Annotated in this window: 19 protein-coding genes; 6 read left to right on the top strand and 13 right to left on the bottom strand. The window is 66.6% G+C overall.

Annotation, left to right across the window (positions count from 1 at the left end; all coding sequences use genetic code 11):
* Position 1: 1 nt before the first annotated feature.
* The 4 genes from FHR73_RS08875 (at position 2) to FHR73_RS08860 (ending at position 2886) form a co-directional block, all read left to right on the top strand.
* Positions 2–853 (top strand): proline/glycine betaine ABC transporter permease, encoded by an 852-nt coding sequence (locus FHR73_RS08875; RefSeq protein WP_027597557.1) that lies wholly within the window; start codon positions 2–4, stop codon positions 851–853.
* Positions 850–1665, top strand: coding sequence for a glycine betaine/L-proline ABC transporter ATP-binding protein (locus FHR73_RS08870; protein ID WP_133859485.1), 816 nt, complete (start codon positions 850–852; stop codon positions 1663–1665). The genes FHR73_RS08875 and FHR73_RS08870 overlap by 4 nt, the downstream gene beginning before the upstream one ends.
* Positions 1666–1776: 111 nt before the next feature.
* A complete protein-coding gene (locus FHR73_RS08865) occupies positions 1777–2529 on the top strand; it encodes a TerC family protein (RefSeq protein ID WP_158896822.1) in 753 nt (250 codons plus the stop codon).
* Between the two features lie 132 nt (positions 2530–2661).
* Complete coding sequence (locus FHR73_RS08860) at positions 2662–2886, top strand: hypothetical protein (RefSeq protein WP_007159037.1); 225 nt, start codon at positions 2662–2664, stop codon at positions 2884–2886.
* Between the two features lie 56 nt (positions 2887–2942).
* Here FHR73_RS08860 and FHR73_RS08855 read toward each other — a convergent pair whose 3' ends face one another.
* The 8 genes from FHR73_RS08855 to FHR73_RS08820 form a co-directional block, all read right to left on the bottom strand.
* Complete coding sequence (locus FHR73_RS08855) at positions 2943–4364, bottom strand: short-chain fatty acid transporter (protein ID WP_183630527.1); 1422 nt, start codon at positions 4362–4364, stop codon at positions 2943–2945.
* Positions 4365–4589: 225 nt separating this feature from the next.
* Entirely contained in the window at positions 4590–5771 is a 1182-nt protein-coding gene (locus FHR73_RS08850) for an acetyl-CoA C-acetyltransferase (RefSeq protein ID WP_183630526.1), read from the bottom strand.
* Between the two features lie 13 nt (positions 5772–5784).
* A complete protein-coding gene (locus tag FHR73_RS08845; RefSeq protein ID WP_183630525.1) occupies positions 5785–6411 on the bottom strand; it encodes a CoA transferase subunit B in 627 nt (208 codons plus the stop codon).
* Position 6412: 1 nt separating this feature from the next.
* A complete protein-coding gene (locus FHR73_RS08840) occupies positions 6413–7114 on the bottom strand; it encodes a CoA transferase subunit A (RefSeq protein ID WP_007162850.1) in 702 nt (233 codons plus the stop codon).
* 19 nt (positions 7115–7133) lie between these two features.
* The gene (locus tag FHR73_RS08835) at positions 7134–7886 is read right to left on the bottom strand and encodes a 3-hydroxybutyrate dehydrogenase (protein ID WP_183630524.1); all 753 of its coding nucleotides are present in this window, start codon (positions 7884–7886) and stop codon (positions 7134–7136) included.
* A gap of 10 nt (positions 7887–7896) precedes the next feature.
* Complete coding sequence (locus FHR73_RS08830) at positions 7897–9291, bottom strand: GntP family permease (protein ID WP_183630523.1); 1395 nt, start codon at positions 9289–9291, stop codon at positions 7897–7899.
* A 357-nt stretch (positions 9292–9648) separates the two neighbouring features.
* Entirely contained in the window at positions 9649–11091 is a 1443-nt protein-coding gene (locus FHR73_RS08825; protein ID WP_183630522.1) for a sigma-54-dependent Fis family transcriptional regulator, read from the bottom strand.
* Complete coding sequence (locus FHR73_RS08820) at positions 11088–12005, bottom strand: 3-hydroxyacyl-CoA dehydrogenase family protein (RefSeq protein ID WP_183630521.1); 918 nt, start codon at positions 12003–12005, stop codon at positions 11088–11090. The genes FHR73_RS08825 and FHR73_RS08820 overlap by 4 nt, the downstream gene beginning before the upstream one ends.
* A 198-nt stretch (positions 12006–12203) precedes the next feature.
* Here FHR73_RS08820 and codB point away from each other — a divergent pair, with 198 nt between their 5' ends.
* A complete protein-coding gene (gene codB, locus FHR73_RS08815) occupies positions 12204–13466 on the top strand; it encodes a cytosine permease (RefSeq protein WP_183630520.1) in 1263 nt (420 codons plus the stop codon).
* 10 nt (positions 13467–13476) lie between these two features.
* Complete coding sequence (gene codA / locus FHR73_RS08810; RefSeq protein WP_183630519.1) at positions 13477–14718, top strand: cytosine deaminase; 1242 nt, start codon at positions 13477–13479, stop codon at positions 14716–14718.
* Positions 14719–15197: 479 nt separating this feature from the next.
* Here codA and FHR73_RS08805 read toward each other — a convergent pair whose 3' ends face one another.
* From FHR73_RS08805 to FHR73_RS08790, 5 genes are all read right to left on the bottom strand, one after another.
* Positions 15198–15683 carry a GNAT family N-acetyltransferase gene (locus FHR73_RS08805; RefSeq protein ID WP_183630518.1) on the bottom strand — a complete coding sequence of 162 codons (486 nt, stop codon included), beginning with the start codon at positions 15681–15683 and terminating at the stop codon, positions 15198–15200.
* A gap of 35 nt (positions 15684–15718) precedes the next feature.
* Entirely contained in the window at positions 15719–16498 is a 780-nt protein-coding gene (locus FHR73_RS22550; RefSeq protein WP_311629813.1) for a response regulator, read from the bottom strand.
* A 12-nt stretch (positions 16499–16510) separates the two neighbouring features.
* Positions 16511–17821 carry a PAS domain-containing protein gene (locus tag FHR73_RS22545; protein ID WP_260175667.1) on the bottom strand — a complete coding sequence of 437 codons (1311 nt, stop codon included), beginning with the start codon at positions 17819–17821 and terminating at the stop codon, positions 16511–16513.
* Positions 17818–19311 (bottom strand): ATPase domain-containing protein, encoded by a 1494-nt coding sequence (locus tag FHR73_RS08795; RefSeq protein WP_183630517.1) that lies wholly within the window; start codon positions 19309–19311, stop codon positions 17818–17820. Before FHR73_RS08795 ends, FHR73_RS22545 begins: the two co-directional genes overlap by 4 nt.
* Before the next feature lie 258 nt (positions 19312–19569).
* Positions 19570–21183, bottom strand: a complete 1614-nt coding sequence (locus FHR73_RS08790) for a hybrid sensor histidine kinase/response regulator (RefSeq protein WP_183630516.1) — start codon at positions 21181–21183, stop codon at positions 19570–19572.
* Between the last annotated feature and the right edge of the window lie 77 nt (positions 21184–21260).

Genomic DNA, 21260 nt, shown 5'->3' with positions numbered 1-21260 from the left:
AATGTTTCCCGAAGGCCTGACCTTTTCCTTCGCCGACGCCGTCAATCGCGGGGTGGACTGGCTGGTGACCCGCTACGGCGACGTCTTCCGGACCATCTCCGACACCCTGCTGCAGGCCATCGTCTGGCTCGAGGGCCTGCTGCGCGGCACTCCCTGGTGGGCGCTGCTGCTGATCGTCGCGGCCCTGGCCGCCCATGCCACCCGCCGGGTGCTGCCGACCCTGCTGATCACCGGCCTGCTGTTCCTGGTCGGGGCCCTGGGGTTGTGGGACAAGCTGATGCAGACCCTGGCCCTGGTGCTGGTGGCCACCGCCATCGCGGTCATCATCGGCGTGCCCCTGGGCATCCTCTGTGCCCGCAGCGCCCGCTTGCGTTTGGTGCTGATGCCGCTGCTGGACATCATGCAGACCATGCCCAGCTTCGTGTACCTGATCCCGGTGCTGATGCTGTTCGGCCTGGGCAAGGTGCCGGCGATCTTCGCCACGGTGATCTATGCCGCGCCACCGCTGATCCGCCTCACCGACCTGGGCATCCGCCAGGTCGATCGCGAGGTCATGGAAGCGGTCAACGCCTTTGGCGCCAGTCGCTGGCAGCAGCTGTTCGGCGTGCAGCTGCCGCTGGCGCTACCAAGCATCATGGCCGGCATCAACCAGACCACCATGATGGCGCTGTCCATGGTGGTGATCGCCTCCATGATCGGCGCCCGTGGTCTCGGTGAAGAGGTGCTGGTGGGCATCCAGACCCTGGACGTGGGCAAGGGCCTGCAGGCGGGCCTGGCCATCGTCATCCTCGCCGTGGTCATCGACCGCATCACCCAGGCCTATGGCCGCCAGCGCCACGAGGTGGAGCGATGAAGATCGTCGTCGAGCGGGTCTCCAAGATCTTCGGCAAACGCGAGCAGGCAGCCCTGGCCCTGCTTCGCGAAGGGCACGACAAGGCCGATATCCTCGCCCGCACGGGTTGCGTGGTGGGGGTGGACGATCTGTCCCTGGAAATCGCCGAGGGCGAGATCTTCGTCATCATGGGCCTCTCCGGTTCCGGCAAGTCGACCCTGGTGCGCCACTTCAACCGGCTGATCGATCCCAGCAGCGGGCGCATCCTCATCGATGGCCAGGACATCCTCCAGCTGCCACTGCCGGCGCTGCGCGAATTGCGCCGCCAGCGCATCAGCATGGTGTTCCAGAGCTTTGGCCTGCTGCCGCATCGGCGGGTGCTGGACAACGTCGCCTATGGCCTCAAGGTGCGGGGCGAGCCCAAGGCGGTCTGCCGCGAACGGGCGCTGCACTGGCTGGAGGTGGTCGGGCTGGCCGGCTACGAGCGCAAGTGGCCACACCAGCTCTCCGGCGGCATGCGCCAGCGGGTCGGCCTGGCCCGTGCCCTGGCGGCCGATACCGAGATCATCCTGATGGACGAGGCCTTTTCCGCCCTCGATCCGCTGATCCGCGCCGAGATGCAGGAGCAACTGCTGGAACTGCAACAGCGCCTGCACAAGACCATCGTCTTCATCACCCATGACCTGGACGAGGCGCTGCGCCTGGGCAATCGCATCGCCATCCTGCGCGACGGTCGGCTGGTGCAGGTGGGCACCCCTGCAGACATCCTCGGCCAGCCGGCCGACGACTATGTGGCGCGCTTCGTCCAGCGGCGTACCGCTGCGACAGTTTGAAACAATTGCGGCAGAGGCCTTCACGAGCATTTCACAGGCGCGAGGCTCTGATGGTGAGACCTGCGGCCTGACCCTGTCAGGCCTTTCTCTTCCCACTGGAACCGCGCCGCAATGGACTATCTGCTACAACTCGCCGCCGACCCGACCGTCTGGGCTGCCCTGGCCACCTTGATCGTGATGGAGGTGGTGCTGGGCATCGACAACCTCATCTTCATCTCCATCCTGACCAACAAGCTGCCCGCTCACCAACAGCAGAAGGGCCGTCGCATCGGCATCAGCCTGGCGCTGATCCTGCGCCTGGGTCTGCTCGGTACCGTGGCCTGGATCGTCCAGCTCACCGAACCCATCATCGAGGTATTCGGCAAGAGCTTTTCCTGGAAGGACCTGATCCTCATCGCCGGTGGCCTGTTCCTGCTGTGGAAGGCGACCAAGGAGATCCACCACAACGTCGATCCCGAGCCCGACAGCGCCCTGACCAAGGGCGGCGAGACGGCGACCCTTGCCTTCGGCTCGGCCATCGTGCAGATCCTCCTGCTGGACCTGGTGTTCTCGGTGGACAGCATCATCACCGCCGTCGGCATGACCGAGCACCTGCCGGTGATGGTGATCGCGGTAGTGGTGGCGGTGACCGTCATGTTGCTGGCGGCCGACCCCCTGGCCAAGTTCATCGACCGCAACCCGACCGTCGTGATGCTGGCGCTGGGGTTCCTGATCATGATCGGCATGACCCTGATCGCCGAAGGCTTCGGCGCCCATGTGCCCAAGGGCTACATCTACGCGGCCATGGCCTTCTCGGCGCTGATCGAGGGGCTGAACATGCTGTCGCGGCGGGCCAAGCGTCGCCAGCAGGCTGCCGGCAAGTGAGGGCAGGGCGTGCCGGAAAAGGCTTTGTTACATTCCGGCACGCCTATTGCTAACAATAACTGGCAAGTCTAGGCACTATCGGTCAAGACCTTTGTCATAGCAGCGTCACACGTGAGGTTTACAACTGAAGTCATGAACATACAAGCCCAAGCCCAGAACGCCATGCATGCCCTCAGCGCCGCTTTCGCGCCGATGAGCTGCGTCATCGACGCGCCCAGCAAGCGTGGTTTTTCCTTCATCGTCGTCAACGAACATGGTGTGGCCAAGCACACCCGCCGGATCTATCGCGACGAATACAGCAACCCGAGCCGCCTGCAGGCCATCATCGACAGCACCCGCCTGGCCATCGCCGGCTGAGATTCAGCCGGCTTCCGCTTTACCCCTCCCGCCTTACCTTCTGCGCCTCACCCGAGCTACGGGTGTACCGGCGGCAGATAGGCCAACGTTCCCCCCAACAGCCACAGCAGCACCAGCACCAGGGGTGCATGGACCAGCAGCTGCACGAAGGAAAAGCCGACCAGGTCGCGCGCCTTCAGCCCCAGCACGCCCAGCAGCGGCAGCATGTAGAAGGGATTGATCAGATTCGGCAATGCCTCGGCGGCGTTGTAGATCTGCACGGCCCAGCCCAGGTGATACTGCAGGTCGTTGGCCACCTGCATCACATAGGGCGCCTCTATGATCCACTTGCCCCCACCCGAGGGGATGAAGAACCCCAGCAGCGCCGAGTAGACGCCCATCAGCAGGGCGAAGGTGTCGTGGGTGGCGATCTGGGTGAAAAATGCCGCGATATGGTGCGCCAGGGTCTGGCCATCGGCGCCATTGACCTTGGTCAGGATCGCGGCGATGGAGCCGTACAGCGGAAACTGGATCAGCACCCCGGTGGTGGCCGGCACGGCGCGGGCCACGGCGTCGAGGAAATGCCGCGGCCGCCAGTGCAGCAGGGCGCCCAGGGAGATGAACAGCAGGTTGTAGGTGTTTAGCCCGGAGATGGCCTCGATGGCCGGCTTGCTGGCGAATTCCTGTACCAGCCAGCCGGCGGCCAGGAGCACCAGCAGCACGATCAGGATCGGACTGTATTCCAGCCACTCGCCCGGACGGGTCGGCCTGGCTGCCGGCTTGGGCGCCGGGGTGACGTCGACGCCACAGGCGCGGGCATCGCGTGCGCTGTCCGGTCCCGGCGCGGTGACATAGGCGATCACCGCCGAGACCACCAGCAGCACCAGCAGCAGGGCGCCGGATTGCCAGAGGAACAGCGTCTGGCTGAAGGGAATCACCCCGGTGATGGCGAGGATCGACGGTGGCAGGCTGGCGGGATTGGCCTGCAGCTGCGCTGCCGACGACGACAGCCCCAGCGCCCAGACCGCGCCCAGGCCCAGGTAGGCCGCAGCGCCGGCGGCGCGATAGTCCATCTTGAGTTCTTCGCGGCGGGCTAGGGCGCGCACCAGCAGGCCGCCGAACACCAGGCTCAGGCCCCAGTTGAGCAGGGAGGCGAGCATGGCCACCAGGGCCACCCAGCACACCGCGCCACGGCCGGTGCGGGGCACCCGCGCCAGGCGCTCGATCAGGCGCCCGGCCGGACCGGAACTGGCCACCACATAGCCGCCGATGACCACGAAGGCCATCTGCATGGTGAAGGGAATCAGGCTCCAGAAACCGTCGCCAAAGGCCTTGGCGGTCTTGGCTGCCGGCGCGCCCATGCCGAGGGCGGCCAGGGCCACCACGGCCACGGCGAGCACCGCGAACACCCAGGAATCGGGAAACCAGCGCTCGGCCCAGTTGGAGCAAGCCAGGGCGAAGCGCGCGCTGCGCGAATCGCGGGAAGGGGTGGTGGTCATGGGAGATCCTTTTGTTGTTTTTTTCAGGAGAACATCAGCAGTAGGGTGGAAAACGGCGCAGCCTTTTCCACGCGTTGGGACCGGTAAGGCTGCACCGTTACCCACCCTAGGGCTTTGCGCATCGAGACATCGGTTGGGTTGAGAAAGCTCTATCGTCGAGGCCCAACCTGAGGGGCTGGGTCAGGATCGTTGGGCTTCGCTGCGCTCAGCCCAACCTACGGGTGGCTAGCGTCGCTCCACCGCCAGGGCCACGCCCTGGCCACCGCCGATGCACAGGGTCGCGAGACCCCGACGACCCTCACGGCGGCGCAATTCGTGGAGCAGGGTCACCAGCACGCGGCAACCCGAGGCGCCGATGGGATGGCCCAGGGCGATGGCGCCGCCGTTGACGTTGACCTTCTCGTCATCCCAACCCAGCTCCTGACCCACGGCCAGGGCCTGGGCGGCGAAGGCTTCGTTGGCCTCGATCAGATCCAGGTCGGCCAGTTGCCAGCCGGCCTTTTCCAGGGTCTTGCGAGTCGCCGAGACCGGGCCGATGCCCATGATCGCCGGGTCCACCCCAGCGCTGGCATAGGCGGCGATATGCGCCAGCGGTGTCAGGCCCAGGGCGGTGGCCTTGGCCGCGCTCATCACCAGCACCGCGGCGGCGCCGTCGTTGAGACTGGAAGCATTGCCGGCCGTGACGCTGCCATCCTTGTTGAAGGCCGGGCGCAACCGTGCCAGGCCCTCGGCGGTGGTATCGGCGCGGATGCCTTCGTCGGTGTCGAACGCCAGCGGTTCGCCCTTGCGCTGGGGGATGAGCACCGGGGCGATCTCCTCGCGGAAGCGGCCGGATTCCACCGCCGCCGCGGCGCGCTGCTGGGAGCGCGCGGCAAAATTGTCCTGGGCCTCGCGGCTGAGCTGGTACCGCTCCACCAGATTCTCCGCCGTCTGGCCCATGTGGTAGTCGTTGAAGGCATCCCACAGCCCGTCGCTGATCATGGAATCGACCAGCTCGGCATGGCCCAGGCGCAAGCCGGTGCGCACCTTGGGCAGCACATAGGGCGCCAGGCTCATGTTCTCCATGCCGCCGGCGACGACGATCTCGGCGTCGCCGCAACGGATCGCCTGGACGGCCAGCTGCACCGCCTTGAGGCCGGAGCCGCAGACCTTGTTCAGGGTCAGTGCCGGCACTTCGTGGGGCAGGCCGGCCTTGACCGCCGCCTGCCGCGCCGGATTCTGGCCGGCACCGGCGGTGAGTACCTGGCCGAGGATGACTTCATCCACCTCGGCGGGTGCCACGCCGGTCTGCTTCAGCAGGGCGCGGATGACGGTGGCGCCGAGCTCCACCGCGGGCACATTGGCCAGGGAGCCCTGGAAACTGCCGACCGCGGTGCGGGTGGCGGCGACGATGACGACGTCTTGCATGGTAGGGGTCTCCTCAGGCCTGGATGGGGGCGCCGGTGGCGGCGCACAGTTCATCGAGGCTGACGCCTTCGGCCAGTTCCACCAGCCTGAGGCCGCCTTCGGTCACCTCCAGCACGGCCAGGTCGGTGATGATCAGGTCGACCACGCCGACCCCGGTCAGCGGCAGGTCGCAGGTCGGCAGGATCTTGTGGGCGCCCTTGGCGGTGTGCTCCATGAGCACCACCACGCGCTGCACGCCGGCCACCAGGTCCATGGCGCCACCCATGCCCTTGACCATCTTGCCGGGGATCATCCAGTTGGCCAGATCACCCTTCTCCGACACCTGCATGGCGCCGAGGATGGCCAGGTTGACGTGGCCGCCGCGGATCATGCCGAAGCTCGCGGCGCTGTCGAAATAGCTGCTGCCGGGCAGGGCGGTGACGGTCTGCTTGCCGGCGTTGATCAGGTCCGGATCGACCGTCTCGGCGGTGGGGAAGGGGCCGATGCCCAGCAGGCCGTTTTCCGATTGCAGCCAGACGTCCATGCCAGCGGGGATGTAGTTGGCGACGAGGGTCGGCAAGCCGATGCCGAGGTTGACGTAGAAGCCGTCCTGCAGCTCCCGGGCGGCGCGTTGCGCCATCTGTTCGCGGGTCCATGCCATCTTACTTCTCCTCGCTTAGGGTGCGTTTCTCGATGCGTTTCTCGGGGCTTGCGTTGACCACCAGGCGCTGCACGAAGATGCCGGGCAGGTGGATCTGGTCGGGATCCAGCTCGCCGACCTCCACCAGCTCTTCCACCTCGGCCACGCAGACGCGACCGGCCATGGCGCACAGCGGATTGAAGTTGCGCGCGGTCTTGTTGAAGACCAGATTGCCGGCCTTGTCGGCGCGCTGCGCCTTGACCAGGGCCACGTCGGCGGTCAGCGCCAGCTCCATGACATGTGGCTGGCCGTTGAAGTCGCGGACCTCCTTGCCCTCGGCCACCAGGGTGCCGTAGCCGGTGCGGGTGTAGAACGCCGGGATGCCCGCGCCACCGGCGCGCAATTTCTCGGCCAGGGTGCCCTGAGGGGTGAATTCCAGTTCCAGTTCGCCGGCCAGGTACTGGCGCTCGAATTCCTTGTTCTCGCCCACGTAGGAGGAAATCATCTTGCGGATCTGCCGGGTCTCCAGCAGCTGGCCGAGGCCGAAGCCGTCCACCCCGGCGTTGTTGCTGATGGCGGTCAGTTCGCGGGCGCCGGTGTCGCGCAGGGCGGCGATCAGCGCCTCGGGAATGCCGCAGAGGCCGAAGCCGCCCACGGCCAGGGTGATGCCGTCGCTGACCAGCCCGTCGAGGGCAGCCGCGGCGTTGGGATAGAGCTTGTTCATGATGGAGATCCTCGGGTCGTTATTGGGCGGTCCAGCCGCCGTCCATGGTCCAGGCGGCGCCGCGCACCTGGGCCGCGGCGTCGCTGCACAGGAACAGCGCCAGCTCGCCCAGCTGGTCGGTGGTGACGAATTCCTGCGACGGCTGCTTGTCGCTGAGCAGGTCGCGCCGTGCCTGGTCCGGATCGCTGCCACGGCTGTCCAGCTGCTGCTGGATCAGCGGGGTGAGCACGAAACCCGGGCAGAGCGCGTTGCAGGTGATGCCGGTGCGGGCGGTCTCCAGCGCGGTGACCTTGGTCAGGCCCACCACGCCGTGCTTGGCGGCGACATAAGCGGCCTTGCCGGTGGAGGCCACCAGGCCGTGCACCGAGGAAATGTTGACGATACGGCCCCATTCGCGCTCGCGCATGCCCGGCAGCGCCAGGCGGGTGGTGTGGAAAACGGCCGAGAGATTGAGGGCGATCACCGCGTCCCAGCGCTCCACCGGAAAGTCTTCCACCGGCGCCACGTGCTGGATGCCGGCGTTGTTGACCAGGATGTCGACGCCGCCGAAGTTGCGCTGGGCGTAGGCGAAGAGGTCTTCGATCTCTTCCGGCCTGGACAGGTCGGCGCCGTGGAAACCACTGCGGCCGGGCAGGCTGGCCTGGGCCGCAGCGGGATCGCCGAAGCCGTTGAGGATGAGGGTGGCGCCAGCGGCGGCCAGGCGCTGGGCGATGCCCAGGCCGATGCCGCTGGTGGAGCCGGTGACCAGGGCGGTCTTGCCGGTGAGGTCCATGGTGGTCTCCTTAGACGAGGCCGGTCAGGTAGTAGAGGGCGATGACGAAGAACACCGCCACGGTCTTGATCAGGGTGATCTTGAACACGCCGCCATAGGCTTCGCGATGGGTCAGGCCGGTCACCGCCAGCAGGGTGATGACCGCGCCGTTGTGCGGCAGGGTGTCCATGCCGCCGCTGGCCATGGCCGCCACCCGGTGCAGCACCTCCAGGGGGATGCCGGCCGCGTTGGCGGCGGCGATGAAGGTGTCGCTCATGGCGGCCAGGGCGATGCTCATGCCACCGGACGCCGAGCCGGTGATACCGGCCAGCAGGGTCACGCTGACCGCTTCGTTGATCAGCGGATCGGGAATGGCCTTGAGGCCCTGGGCGAACAGCACGAAGCCGGGCAGGGCGGCGATCACCGCGCCGAAGCCGTATTCCGAGGCCGTGTTCATGCCCGCCAGCAGGGCGCCGGAAACGGCGGTCTTGCTGCCTTCGGCCAGTCGCCCGCGGATGGCGCCGAAGCCGGTCGCCAGCACCAGCAGGATGCCTGCCAGCAACGCGCCTTCCACCGCCCAGATACCGGTCAGCTTGGCGACCTCCTGGGTTACCGGCTTGGCCATGCCGGGCAAGGCCAGGTTATGGGTGGCGCCGTACCAGTCAGGAATCCAGCGGGTCAGCAGCAGGTTGAGCACGCCCACCAGCACCAGCGGCGCCAGGGCCAGCCAGGGATTGGGCAGCGGCAGGTCGGCGGCGGTCTCGGGTTCGTTGCGCAGCGGCACGCTGGCATAGCCTTCGCCGCTGTTGCGGGCCTTGCGGCGAGCGCTGCCGAGGTAGGTCAGGCCCACGGCGATGACGAACAGCGAACCGGCCAGGCCCAGCCACGGCGCGGCCCAGGCGGTGGTCTGGAAGAAGCTGGTGGGAATGATGTTCTGGATCTGCGACGTGCCGGGCAGGGCGTCCATGGTGAAGGAGAAGGCGCCCAGGGCGATGGTCGCCGGGATCAGCCGCTTGGGGATGTCGCTTTGGCGAAACATCTCCGCGGCGAAGGGATAGACGGCGAAGACCACCACGAACAGCGAGACGCCACCATAGGTGAGCAAGGCGCAGACCGCGACGATCACCGGGATGGCGCGCTCGCGACCGAGCAGGCGGATGGCCGCGGCGACGATGGCGCGGGAAAAGCCCGACAGCTCGATCAGCTTGCCGAACAGCGCGCCCAGCATGAACACCGGGAAGTAGAGTTTGAGAAAGCCCACCATCTTGTCCATGAACACTCCGGTGAAGGCGGGCGCCACGGCGGACGGATCGGTGAGCAGCACGGCGCCGAGGGCGGCCAGGGGGGCGAAGAGGATGACACTGAAACCCCGGTAGGCGGCGAACATCAGCAGCGCCAGGGCGGCGAGTGCAATCAGGACACTCATGGCTTCTCCTAGAGCTTCGCCTGGGGCGAAGCGGTTCTTGTTGTTATAGGGGCGATGCAGGATCGCCGGAATGCAGGAGCCAGAACCGTGCCAGCTTTATAAGCTATTGTTTTGTATGAGCTTTTATTTCGATCGTTGTCAGCTGCCGACAGATTGTCTCAAAAGCTGGACCCTGTAGGTTGGGTTGAGCAAAGCGAAGCCCAACATCAGCCCACGGCCTTTCATGTTGGGCTTCGACGATAAGGCCGTCTCAACCCAACCTACGCATCACTCTGTAGGAGCGGCCCATGGCCGCGATTAGCAATCTATCGTGGCCATGGGCCGCTCCTGCAGAAAGTCTCTTTTTAGAGATTTGTCTTAAATATGAGACGTCAGCCCTAGCGCCACCAGCTTCTTATATAGCGTGGACCGCCCCAGACCCAGGCGGCGGGCGGCTTCGTCCACCTTGCCACCACAGTCGGCCAGCGCGCTTTGCAGCAGCTCGCGATCAAAGCGCTGGCGGGCTTCTGCGTAGCTTTCGCCGGTCCGGTAACTGACCGACTCGGACGTCGTCGAGGTGGCAGGGGCGATGCCCAGGGCCGCCGCCAGCGCCACGGCGTCCAGCTGGCTGTCGTCACCCAGGAGCACGGCGCGTTCCAGCACGTTGCGCAACTCGCGCACGTTGCCGGGCCAGAGCTGGCGCTGCAGCAGGGCCAGGCCGTCGGCGGTGAGTGCGGGCATGGGCTGGCCGCTGACCGGGGGCAGGCTGTCGAGGATGGCCTCGGCCAGCACCTTCAGGTCCTCGAGGCGTTCACGCAGCGGCGGGATGCGAATCGGCAGTACGTTGAGCCGGTAATAGAGGTCGGCGCGGAAGCGCCCCTCGGCCACGGCGACGTCCAGGTCACGGGAGGTGGCGGCGATCATGCGCACGTCGCAGGCCAGCACCTCGTTGGAGCCCAGCGGTTCGTACTCCTTTTCCTGCAGCACCCGCAGCAGCTTGGCCTGCAAGGCCAGGGGCATGTCGCCGATCTCGTCGAGAAACAGGGTGCCGCCCTGGGCGATCTGCAGCTTGCCTGGGCGGGCCCGTCGTTCGGCGCCGGTGAAGGCGCCGGGCGCGGTGCCGAAGAATTCCGCTTCCAGCAGGCTTTCCGGGATGGCCGCGGCATTGATGCTGACGAAGGGCCGTCCGGCGCGTGGCGAGGCGCCGTGGATGGCGTGGGCCAGCAACTCCTTGCCGGTGCCGGTCTCGCCCAGCAGCAGCACCGCGGCCTCGCTGGCGGCGGCGCGCCGGGCGCGGCGCTTGACCTCCAGGCTGGCCGGGCCGCTGCCGACGAAGTGGCCGAAGCCGTACTTGGCGGTGCGCGCATGCTGCAGCGAACGCCGGGTGGTGGCCAGCTCTTCCTGGATGCGCAGGTAGCGGGTCACCAGCGGCGCCAGTTGCTGCAACTGGTCGAACAGGGCGAAGCCGATGGCGCCGATCAACTCGCCCTCGTCGGTATGGATCGGCAGGCGCATCACCACCAGCGGTCCGTTGCGGGTCTCCAGCATGTCCAGCAGGATCGGCTGGCCATTGCGCGCCACCTCGCGCAGCAGGCTGTGGGGAATGATCTGTTCCACCGGCTGGCCGATGGCAGCGGCGGCATCCGGCAGGCCGAAGTGCTGGGCGTATCTCTGGTTGATCCAGACGATGCGCGCCTCGCGGTCGACGATCACCGTGCCGTTGCTGGTCTGCTCGATGATCTCGAACAGCGAGCGGATCGCCCGCTGGCGGATGTCGGCGTAGTCTTCCAGCCCGGGCAGGCCCGGCGGGGTGCGGCTCATGGCTTCAGCGCATGGCGCAGCTGGTGCAGGCGTCGCTGGACGATGCGCTCGCGCCGCGCGGCGTCCCAGTCATAGAAGCCGTGGCCGCTCCGCAGGCCGGTGCGGCCGGCCGCCACCTGGTCGTCCAGCAGCTGCAGCGGCGCCTCGTCCCGCGCCAGGGTCGGCCAGAGATGCCGGGCGATGTCGCGAAAGGTATCCAGGCCACCCATGTCCGCCGCTTCCAGCGGCCCGACCATGGCATAGCGCCGCCCCAGGGAGGCGCGCATCACCCGGTCCACCGTCTCGGCATCCGCCGCGCCGCTCTGCACGATGTGCAGGGCCTCGCGCAGCAGGGCGAATTGCAGCCGATTGCCGACGAAGCCGGGAATGGCGCGCTGCAAGACCACGGCCTCCAGGTCGGCGGCTTCCAGCAGTTGGCGCACGGCCTCCAGGTGCGCGGGCAGGGTGGCCATGCCGGGCACCAGCTCGACCAGGGGAATGAAGTGCGGCGGATTCCAGAAGTGGGCGATCAGCAGGCGCTCGGGATGACGCAGGTGCGCGGCCAGCTCGTCCGGTGGCAGGCCGCTGGTGTTGCTGGCGATCAGGGCATCGGGACGCAGCACGGCTTCGAGCTGGGCATAGAGACGGTGCTTGAGCTCCAGGCGCTCGGGCACGGCTTCGAACAACAGGTCGCAGTCGGCGAGCTCGGCCAGGTCGGTCGTGGTGGTCAGGCGGCCGATGACCGCCTCGGTGTCCACCGCGATGTCGGCTTCTTCCAGCTCGGCGAGCAGGGTGCGCGCGGTGGCGGCCACCTCGGCGAGGCGGGCGGGGTCGACGTCCTGCAGCCGCACGGCATGGCCGTGGCGCGCCAGGTGCACGGCGATGCCGATGCCCATGAGACCGGAACCCAGGACGGCGAGGCGTGGCGTGGTCATGATCTTTTCCTTGTAGGACGGCCGCGGCAACCGTCTCACACTTGACCGCCCCCGGCCAAGGCACGGGATGCCGCCTTGCACCAAAGGCGGGCCCCGGTAAAGGCTTCGTCATGCGACCCTGGGCTCTGCCACGCCCCTTGGCCGGGTCTGGCATGGCCACTGCTACAGGACCGGTACGCCCATCCCGAGGAGTCCCATATGAGCAACGCCGGCAACGACTATCCCCTGAGCGAAGTCCCGCCCCACGCCCGCAAGGGGCTGGCCTCCCTGGCAATGGTGCTGCTGGGCTTCACCTTCTTTACCGCCACCATGTTCGCCGGCGGCAAGCTGGGGGTGGCCTTCGGTTTCGCCGACCTGCTGCTGGTGATCGCCCTCGGCAATCTGCTGCTGGGTCTCTATGCCGCGGCCCTCGGCCATATTGCCTGTCGCAGCGGCCTCAACTCGGTGCTGATGGGGCGCTTCGCCTTTGGCGAGCGCGGCAGCAAGCTGTGCGACCTCATCCTCGGCTTCACCCAGATCGGCTGGTACGCCTGGGGTACGGCCACCGCTGCCGTGGTGCTGGGCAAGTACTTCGGCCTGGAGCAGGGCGCGGTGCCGGCACTGATGGCGGTGTTCGGCCTGGGCTTCTGCGCCACCGCCTACATCGGCTACCGCGGCCTGGAGATCCTCTCCTGGATCGCCGTGCCGGCCATGGCGCTGCTGCTGATCCTGTCCATGAGCGTGACCACCGCCAAGGCCGGCGGCCTGGCCGGCCTGCTGGCGATCCAGCCCAGCGCCAGCCTGGACCTCTCCACCGCCATCACCCTGGTGTTCGGCACCTTTGTCAGCGGCGCAACCCAGGCCACCAACTGGACCCGCTTCGCCCGCTCCACCCGGGTGGCGGTGCTGGCCAGCCTGATCGGCTTCTTTATCGGCAACGGCCTGATGGTGCTGATCGGCGCCTATGGCGCCATCGTCTACCAGCAACCCGACGTAGTGGAGGTGCTGATGTTGCAGGGCTTCGCCACCGCCGCCCTGGCCATGCTGCTGCTCAATATCTGGAGCACCCAGGACAACACCATCTACAACTTCGCCGTGGCCGGCTGCAACCTGGTGCGCACCAGCCGCCGCAAGACGATGACCCTGGCCGGCGCCTTGATCGGCACCGCCCTGGCCGTGCTGGGCATGTACGACCTGCTGGTGCCCTACCTGGTGCTGCTCGGCACGGTGATCCCGCCGATCGGCGGGGTGATCGTCGCCGACTTCTGGCTGCGTCATCGCGGGCGCTATCCGCTGCTCGCCGAGGCCCGCCTGCCGCACTACAACTGGCCGGGGCTGGCGGCCTATGGCCTTGGCACCCTGGCCGCCTTCGGTTCGCCCTGGGTGGCGCCCCTGGTGGGCATCGGGGTGGCGGCGCTCGGCTATGGCGTGTTCAATGGCATGAGTCGCGGTCGTCGTGCCGCCGCCCCCGCTTCGCTCTAGGAGATCGACCATGCGCATCCTCAACGCCCGCCTGCGTGACCGTGAAGGCCTCCATGACATCCGCCTCGAAGGCGGGCGCATCGCCGCCATCGCTGAGCAGCTCATGCCCCCCGCGGTGGGGCCGGACGACATCGACGCCGCCGGCAACCTGGTGGTGCCGCCCTTCGTCGAGCCGCACATCCACCTCGACGCCACCCTGACCGCCGGCGAGCCGCGCTGGAACATGAGCGGCACCCTGTTCGAAGGCATCGAGTGCTGGGGCGAGCGCAAGGCCACCATCACCCAGGAAGACACCAAGACCCGCGCCACGCGCACCATCCGCGCCCTGGCCGCCCACGGCATCCAGCACGTGCGCACCCACGTCGACGTCACCGATCCGTCCCTGGCCGCACTCAAGGCCATGCTGGAGGTGCGCGAGGAAACCGCCCACCTGATCGACCTGCAGATCGTCGCCTTTCCCCAGGAGGGCATCGAGTCCTTCAAGAATGGCCGCGAGCTGATGGAGGAATCCATTCGCCTGGGCGCGGATGTGGTCGGTGGCATCCCGCACTTCGAATACACCCGCGACCAGGGCGTGAGCTCGGTGAAATTCCTCATGGACCTGGCCGAGCGCACCGGTTGCCTGGTGGACGTCCACTGCGACGAGACCGACGATCCCCACTCGCGCTTTCTCGAGGTGCTGGCCGAAGAGGCGCGCAGCCGCGGCATGGGTTCGCGGGTCACCGCCAGCCACACCACCGCCATGGGCTCCTACGACAACGCCTACTGCGCCAAGCTGTTTCGCCTGCTGACCCATGCCGGCATCAACTTCGTCTCCTGCCCGACCGAGAGCATCCACCTGCAGGGGCGCTTCGACAGCTTTCCCAAGCGCCGCGGCGTGACCCGGGTCAACGAGTTGCTGGAGGCCGGCCTCAACGTCTGCTTCGCCCAGGATTCCATCGTCGATCCCTGGTATCCGCTGGGCAACGGCAACATCCTGCGCGTGCTGGAAGCGGGGCTGCACATCTGCCACATGCTCGGCTATCGCAACCTGCAATCGGCGCTGGACCTGGTCACGGTCAATAGCGCCAAGGCCCTGTGCCTGGGCGATCGCTACGGCCTGGAGGAGGGGCGGCCGGCAAACCTGCTGGTGCTCTCCGCCGACAGCGACTACGAGATGGTCCGCAGCCAGGGCCTGCCGCTGTATTCCATCCGCAACGGCAAGGTGCTGATGCAGCGCCGCCCGGCGCAGGTGGAACTGGCGGATCGGTAACGGGTGTTGGTCAGGGCGGTCCGGTGGTCTGGCGATGCGGACAGGCTTGTGCCGGTCGCCTGCGATTTTCAGGACTGACAAAGATCTGATCCTTACTCGGACAACCCCCTCTCCCTCTGGGAGAGGGCTGGGGTAAGGGTAAGCCCCATGCCGCAGTTCCTGTGGAAAAGGCTGCGCCGTTTTCCACGCTACGACGCTGATCCTCACTCGGACAACCCCCTCTCCCTTTGGGAGAGGGCTGGGGTGAGGGTACGCCCCATGCCGCAGTCCCCGGTGGAAAAGGCTGCGCCGTTTTCCACGCTACGGCGCTGATCGCGGCCATGGGCCGCTCCTACAGGGGAATCGGAACCGGTAGGAGCGGCCCATGGCCGCGATTGGCGTCTCCTGGCAGCAGCGGATCGTCATAACCGCAACCAACACTACCAATGTCGCGTCCCGTTGCGTTGGGCTTCGCTGGCGCTCAACCCAACCTGTGAATCCTACCGCCCACTCTCCGCGAAATCCCGTAGCGCTGCGCCATCCAGGCGATAGCGCACCCACTCGCTCTGGGCCTGGGCGCCCAGGCTTTCGTAGAAGTCGATGGCCGGGGTGTTCCAGTCCAGCACGCTCCATTCCAGGCGGCCGCAGTCATTGGCCACCGCTTCCCGGGCCAGTTCGCGCAGCAGCCCCTTGCCGAGGCCGGTGCCACGGGCGCTGGGGCTCACATAGAGGTCTTCCAGGTAGATGCCGTTGCGGCCCAGCCAGGTGGAATAGCTGTAGAAATACACGGCATAGCCCACCACCGCGCCGTCGTGCTCGGCCACCAGCGCCCGGGTCGGGGTGTCGGCGGCGAACAGCGTCGCCTCGATCTGGGCCGGGCTGGCCAGCACCTCGTGGACGGCCTTCTCATAGTCGGCCAGCTCGACGATCAGTTCGTGGATGCGGGTGGCGTCTTCGCGGCGGGCGGGGCGGATCTGGGTGGTCATGGGTGCCTTGGTCTGGTCGCGGGGTGGCGGCGCCCTCAGGAGGGCACCACGGCCCGATTGGCGGATCCGGCCAGCATGGCGGCGACCTGCGCGGCCAGCTGGTCCAGGGTGAAGGGCTTGGTCATCAGCTCCATGTTACCACCCAGGAAGGAGCTCCTACTGAGCGCGCCCTCGGCGTAGCCGGTCAGGAACAGCACTGGCAGCCGCGGCCTGAGCTGCTGGATCACTTCCGCCAGCTGGCGGCCATTGAGGCCCGGCAGGCCGACATCGGTCACCAGCAGATCCAGGTGGGGAATCTGATCCAGCGCGCGCAACGCGGCCTTGCCTTCGGCCGCGCTCCATACCCGATAGCCCAGGGCCTCCAGGGCTTCCTGATTGACCAGCCGTACCGCATCGTCATCTTCCACCAGGAGGATGGTCTGGCCAGCACCCTGGACGAACTCAACCGGGTCGGACCGTTGCGGCTCGCGGCGCTGTTCCGCCGTGGGCAGATAAACGCACACCCTGGTTCCGCTAGCGTCACTGGCGAGGGTCAGGCGGCCATTGCTCTGCCGGGCGAAGCCATAGACCATCGACAGCCCCAGGCCGGTACCCTGGCCCTGGGGCTTGGTGGTGAAGAAGGGTTCGAGCACCTTGTCCAGCAGTCGCTCCGGAATACCGGTCCCGCTGTCCCGCACCTCGATGCAGACATAGTCGCCCGGGGCCAGGGCATCGTCGTCGGTCCCCGGCTCGGTGACCGTTAGCAGCGAGGTCGCCAGGGTGACGACGCCGCCATCCGGCATGGCATCCCGGGCGTTGATCACCAGGTTGAGCAGGGCATTCTCCAGCTAGTTGGCGTCGGCCAGGATCCAGGGCAGGTCCTCGCCCAGCGTCAGCTCTACCGAGATCTGTTCGCTCACGGTGCGCTGCAACAATTCCTGCAGCGCCAGGATCAGTTCGTTGGCGGACATTGGCCGGGATTCCAGCGACTGTCTGCGGGAAAAGGCCAGCAGTCGCTGGGTGAGCGCCGCCGCCCGGTGCGCCGAGTGCTGGGCGGCCTCCATGTAGCGCTCAAGGCCGGCGAGCTGGCCCTTGTTCTTGATCTTCATCAGATCCAGGGCGCCCAGCACCCCGGTGAGCATGTTGTTGAAGTCATGGGCGATGCCGCCGGTAAGCTGGCCGACCGCTTCCATCTTCAGCGACTGGCGCAACTGCTCTTCGGCACGACTGCGCTCGGCGGTTTCCCGCTGCAATTCGCTGAGGGTAAGCGCCAGGGTGCGGGTGCGCTCCTCGACCTGGAGTTCCAGTTCTTCGTTGAAGCGCCGCAACGCCAGTTCGGCGCGCTTCTCGTCGCTGACATCGGCGATCACCGTGGTCGCCCCGATGATCTGCTGGCCGGCGTCGTGCAGCGGCACCGCGCTCACCCGCAGCCAGGATTCCTCGCCGGTTGCGCTGGTGTGATAGAAATCCTGGCCCTTGACCCGCTCGCCGGCCAGCGCCCGAGCACCTGGAAAACGCTCGGGTGGCAGCAGTCGGCCACTGTCGTCGAGCGCGGTCCAGCGCGACATTTCCTCGGGCTGCCGGGAAGGAATGCGCTGCCCCGGCACATACTGCTCATAGTAGGGATTGCTGACCAGGGTCCGCCCCTCGGCATCCATGAAGCACACCCCGACCGGCAGATTCTCCAGCAGCGTCTGCAGCCGCTCGCGTTCCTGGGCGAGTTCGGCGAGGCGGTCGCGCATCTCGAACTGCCGCAGGCGCGAACGCCAGGCCGCCGCGATGCTGCTCAGCAGCGAGGCGCCACTCAGCGGCCGTTCGAGGATGACCAGGTTGGTGGTCGCCGCCGGCAGCTGCTGGCGCAGGAGATCGTTGCCACGCCCCGAACGCTTGGCGTCGGAAGCCAGCAATACCAGCGGGATATCCGACCAGGCCGGCTGCTGCTCCAGTGCCTCCGCCAGGGCGTTCAGGTCCTGGCGCAGGGCTTCCTCGGTGAAGACGATGATGCCGGTGTCGTCGCCCAAGGCCGCCGCGACCTCGTCGAGGCTGGAAACGTGGCGGGTGAGATAGCCCGGGGTGAAAAGCCGCTGCAGGCTTGCCGCGTCACCGCGGAGCGGGGCACAGATGATCAGCTCGCAGGCAGGCGTCTTGAACTCGCTCAATCGCGCTCTTCCATCAGGGGCTGCCTGGCACCGAAGTACTCCGGAGTGCCGGTCAGCACGCCGCGGAAGTCCACCAGTGGCTGACCCACTCGGATGCCCTGGGTGTCGATGCGCAATTCCCGTATCGCATCCTCATGCCCGCCGCCGCGATGCTTGAGGATGGAAATGGCCTTGCGCAGGCGGCCGTGCGCTTCGAAGAAGCGGACCAGCACCACTGTATCGGCGATGTAGGAGATATCCAGATTGGATGTCATCGAGCCGACCAGGCCATGCTGGGGATTGATGAGAAAGGTCACCACCCCGGACTGGCTCAGGTAGGAGAGCAATTCGTGCAACTGCAGGATCAGCTGCTGCTCCTGGGGCATGGCGGCAAGGTAGCCATTGAGGCTATCCAGCACCAGCATCCGGCAGTTGTTTTCCTCCACGTCCTGCCGCACGCGCCAGGCGAATTCGCCCGGAGACAACTCAGCGGGATGAATCTGGTGGACCACTAGAAGGCCTTCCTCGATATAGCGCAGCAGCGGCATCCCCATGCTTTCCGCGCGCTTGAGCAGGGTGCCGATGCGCTCGTCGAATTCATAGATCGCGCACCTTTCCCCGCGCGCGCAGGCGGCCATTACATATTGCAGTGCCAAGGTCGTCTTGCCGGCACCAGCCGGACCGGTGATCAGGGTGCTGGTGCCGCGCAAGGGCCCGCCGTGCAGCAGCGCGTCCAGGTCTTGGATGTTGCTGGGGACGGCCGCGCCGAGGAATTCCTCATAGCGCCCTGCGGCCATCATGCGCGGATAGACTTCCAACCCACCACGGCGGATGGTGAAGTCGTGGTAGCCGGCAATGAAGTCCCGACCGCGTAGCTTCTGGACCTGCAGACGGCGCCGGGCGGCGCCGAAGTCCAGGGTCAGGCGCTCCAGGGTCAGCACCCCGTGACAGAGACTGTGCAGGTGATTGTCGCGGCCGCCCGGACTGGTGGTCAGGTCGTCCACCAGCAGCACGGTGATGCCACGTCCGGCGAAGAACTGCTTGAGCGCCAGTACCTGCCGGCGGTAGCGCAGGGGATCCTGGGCCAGCAGGCGCATCTCCGACAGGCTGTCGAATACCAGGCGAGTCGGCTTGAGTTCGTCCACCCGCGCCTGGATCAGCTCGATGGTATCGCCCAGTTCGGATTCCCAGGGATGCAGGATGGTCTGCTCCTGGGCGCCGCCCAGCACGGCATCGGCCGCAGACAGTTCGAACAGCGCTACGCCGTCCAGGCTCCAGCCGTGGGATTCGGCCACGCTCTGCAATTCCTCGCCGGTTTCCGACAGGGTGATGTAGAGCACCGACTCGCCCTGACGTACCCCTTCGAAGAGAAACTGCAGGCCCAGGGTGGTCTTGCCCGAACCCGGGGTGCCCTCGAGCAGATAGAGTCGATCGCGGGGCAAACCACCGCGCAACACCTGGTCCAGACCGGTATTGCCTGTCGCGATAATTGACGGGCTGGGGGAATTCATGGGTAACCGGACCTCAAGGTGGCGGAAGCGAAAGGGACAGCATGAGCGCGGCCCAGCCTGAGCTCCGGGGCAAACCCGGGCATCTGGCGGCAAGGTGCAGGCAGTGATAATGTCATGCCGCGCGTCGACGGCGAGAAAGGGCGGAGACGAGATCCGCACTGAACTATAGTAAGTCTAATACCCTGGCCCGACGCCGGCCACTCCCACAGGGCACAGCCTCGCCAGGCCGCCAGGCACTGGCAAGCCCGGACGCCGGGATCAGGCGATTCCGTTCGGCCCATCCAACACCCGGCGAATCTTGCGCGCCAGATCGTTGGGGATATAGGGCTTGGAGATCACCTCGAACTCCGAGCCGCCGATATCGGTGCGCTCCAACGAGTTCTCGGCATAGCCGGTGGTGAGCAGGATCTTGATCCCCGGGTGCAGGCGTTTGACCTCCCGCGCCAGCATCACGCCGTTCATGCCGCCCGGCATGATCAGGTCGGTGAACAGCAGGTCGAACGGCTGCTCGCTTTCGCGCAGCACCTTTAGCGCCTCGCTGGCATTGAAAGTGATCTGCGCGGTGTAGCCATAGTCTTCCAGCACCAGCTTGGCCAGTTCGGCGACATCCGGGCGGTCTTCCACCACCAGGATGCGCTCCGTACCGCTGCGGCGCTCCGAACGCTGCTCCGCCTGCTGATGGGTGATGAGGCTGTCGTCCACTGGGAAATACAGGCGCAGCGTGGTGCCGACGTCCTCTTCCGAATAGATGCGCACCGTGCCGCCGGATTGCTTGGCGAAGCCATAGACCATCGACAGCCCCAGGCCCGAGCCCTTGCCTTCTTCCTTGGTGGTGAAGAAGGGGTCCATCACCCGGTCGCGGATGCTGGCGGGCATGCCATGACCGTTGTCGGTGATCGCCAGGCTGACATAGCGACCGGGCATCAGGCCGTCATAGGACATGTTCGCCAGTTCGCGCACCTCGACGTTGCGCGTCTCGATGCCCACGCTGGGCTGCGGGCAATCGGCGAGGGCGTCGCGGGCATTGATCAGGATGTTGAGCAGCGCCACCTCGGCCTGGGTCGGATCGATGCGGCAATTCCACAGCTCGGGGTCCAGCTGGGTACGGATTTCCACGTCGCCCAGGGTCCGCTCCGCCAGTTCATGTGAGGTGCGGATCAGGTTGTTCAGATTGAGCACCCGACCTTCGAGCTTCTGCTTGCGCGAAAAGGCCAGCAGCTGCTGGGTGAGGGTGCTGGCACGTTCCGCCGCCGACTTGGCGTGGGTGGCGCTGCGGACGATGCGCTCCTGGTCGAAGCTGGGCTTTTCCGCGGTGCGCTGGATGATGTCGATGTAGCCCATCATCACCTGCAGCAGGTTGTTGAAGTCGTGGGCGATACCGCCGGTGAGCTGGCCGAGCGCCTCCATCTTCTGTGCCTGGCGCAGGGCATCCTCGGCGTCGCGCCGCCGGCTGACATCCAGCTGGGACGCGAAGTAATAGGTCAGCTCGCCCGCATCGTTGTACACCGGCGAGACGAACAACGCGTTCCAGAAGGTCGACCCGTCCTTGCGGTAGTTGATGATCTCGACCGAGATCTCGCGCTTCTGCTCCACTGCCTCACGAACCTGGGCGACCACCGAGCGATCCGTTTCCGGCCCTTGCAGGAAACGGCAGTTGCGCCCGAGCAGTTCGTCCACCTGGTAGCCGGTCATCTCGGTAAAGGCATTGTTGGCGAACAGGATCGGGTTGTCCGGCTGATTGGGGTCGGTAATCAGCATCGGCATCCGCGTGGTTTCCACGGCGGCGAAGAAGATGTTCTTGCCCTCGTGCGAAACATCGCTCGTCGCGGAATTGTCGACCCGCGCCTTGCGGGGTGGGTGCTTCTGGCTCACGGGGGCGGAATCCTTGCGCAGGCAAAATTGGTCGTCTTGCCCCTCAGACAGCCAAGCGGCGAAAAAACTTCATTTAT

The sequence above is a fragment of the Pseudomonas sp. AS2.8 genome (genome assembly GCF_014190935.1).
Lineage (GTDB): Bacteria > Pseudomonadota > Gammaproteobacteria > Pseudomonadales > Pseudomonadaceae > Chryseomonas.
Note: the sequence above shows the minus strand (reverse complement) of the source record. Positions and strands in the feature narration are given on the sequence as shown.

What these genes read in the sequence shown, in the direction of transcription:
- FHR73_RS08875 (WP_027597557.1), top strand. Translation starts at nt 2, where the DNA reads ATGTTTCCCGAAGGCCTGACCTTTTCCTTCGCCGACGCCGTCAATCGC.
- FHR73_RS08870 (WP_133859485.1), top strand. Translation starts at nt 850, where the DNA reads ATGAAGATCGTCGTCGAGCGGGTCTCCAAGATCTTCGGCAAACGCGAG.
- FHR73_RS08865 (WP_158896822.1), top strand. Translation starts at nt 1,777, where the DNA reads ATGGACTATCTGCTACAACTCGCCGCCGACCCGACCGTCTGGGCTGCC.
- FHR73_RS08860 (WP_007159037.1), top strand. Translation starts at nt 2,662, where the DNA reads ATGAACATACAAGCCCAAGCCCAGAACGCCATGCATGCCCTCAGCGCC.
- FHR73_RS08855 (WP_183630527.1), bottom strand. Translation starts at nt 4,364, where the DNA reads ATGACCACCACCCCTTCCCGCGATTCGCGCAGCGCGCGCTTCGCCCTG.
- FHR73_RS08850 (WP_183630526.1), bottom strand. Translation starts at nt 5,771, where the DNA reads ATGCAAGACGTCGTCATCGTCGCCGCCACCCGCACCGCGGTCGGCAGT.
- FHR73_RS08845 (WP_183630525.1), bottom strand. Translation starts at nt 6,411, where the DNA reads ATGGCATGGACCCGCGAACAGATGGCGCAACGCGCCGCCCGGGAGCTG.
- FHR73_RS08840 (WP_007162850.1), bottom strand. Translation starts at nt 7,114, where the DNA reads ATGAACAAGCTCTATCCCAACGCCGCGGCTGCCCTCGACGGGCTGGTC.
- FHR73_RS08835 (WP_183630524.1), bottom strand. Translation starts at nt 7,886, where the DNA reads ATGGACCTCACCGGCAAGACCGCCCTGGTCACCGGCTCCACCAGCGGC.
- FHR73_RS08830 (WP_183630523.1), bottom strand. Translation starts at nt 9,291, where the DNA reads ATGAGTGTCCTGATTGCACTCGCCGCCCTGGCGCTGCTGATGTTCGCC.
- FHR73_RS08825 (WP_183630522.1), bottom strand. Translation starts at nt 11,091, where the DNA reads ATGAGCCGCACCCCGCCGGGCCTGCCCGGGCTGGAAGACTACGCCGAC.
- FHR73_RS08820 (WP_183630521.1), bottom strand. Translation starts at nt 12,005, where the DNA reads ATGACCACGCCACGCCTCGCCGTCCTGGGTTCCGGTCTCATGGGCATC.
- codB (WP_183630520.1), top strand. Translation starts at nt 12,204, where the DNA reads ATGAGCAACGCCGGCAACGACTATCCCCTGAGCGAAGTCCCGCCCCAC.
- codA (WP_183630519.1), top strand. Translation starts at nt 13,477, where the DNA reads ATGCGCATCCTCAACGCCCGCCTGCGTGACCGTGAAGGCCTCCATGAC.
- FHR73_RS08805 (WP_183630518.1), bottom strand. Translation starts at nt 15,683, where the DNA reads ATGACCACCCAGATCCGCCCCGCCCGCCGCGAAGACGCCACCCGCATC.
- FHR73_RS08795 (WP_183630517.1), bottom strand. Translation starts at nt 19,311, where the DNA reads ATGAATTCCCCCAGCCCGTCAATTATCGCGACAGGCAATACCGGTCTG.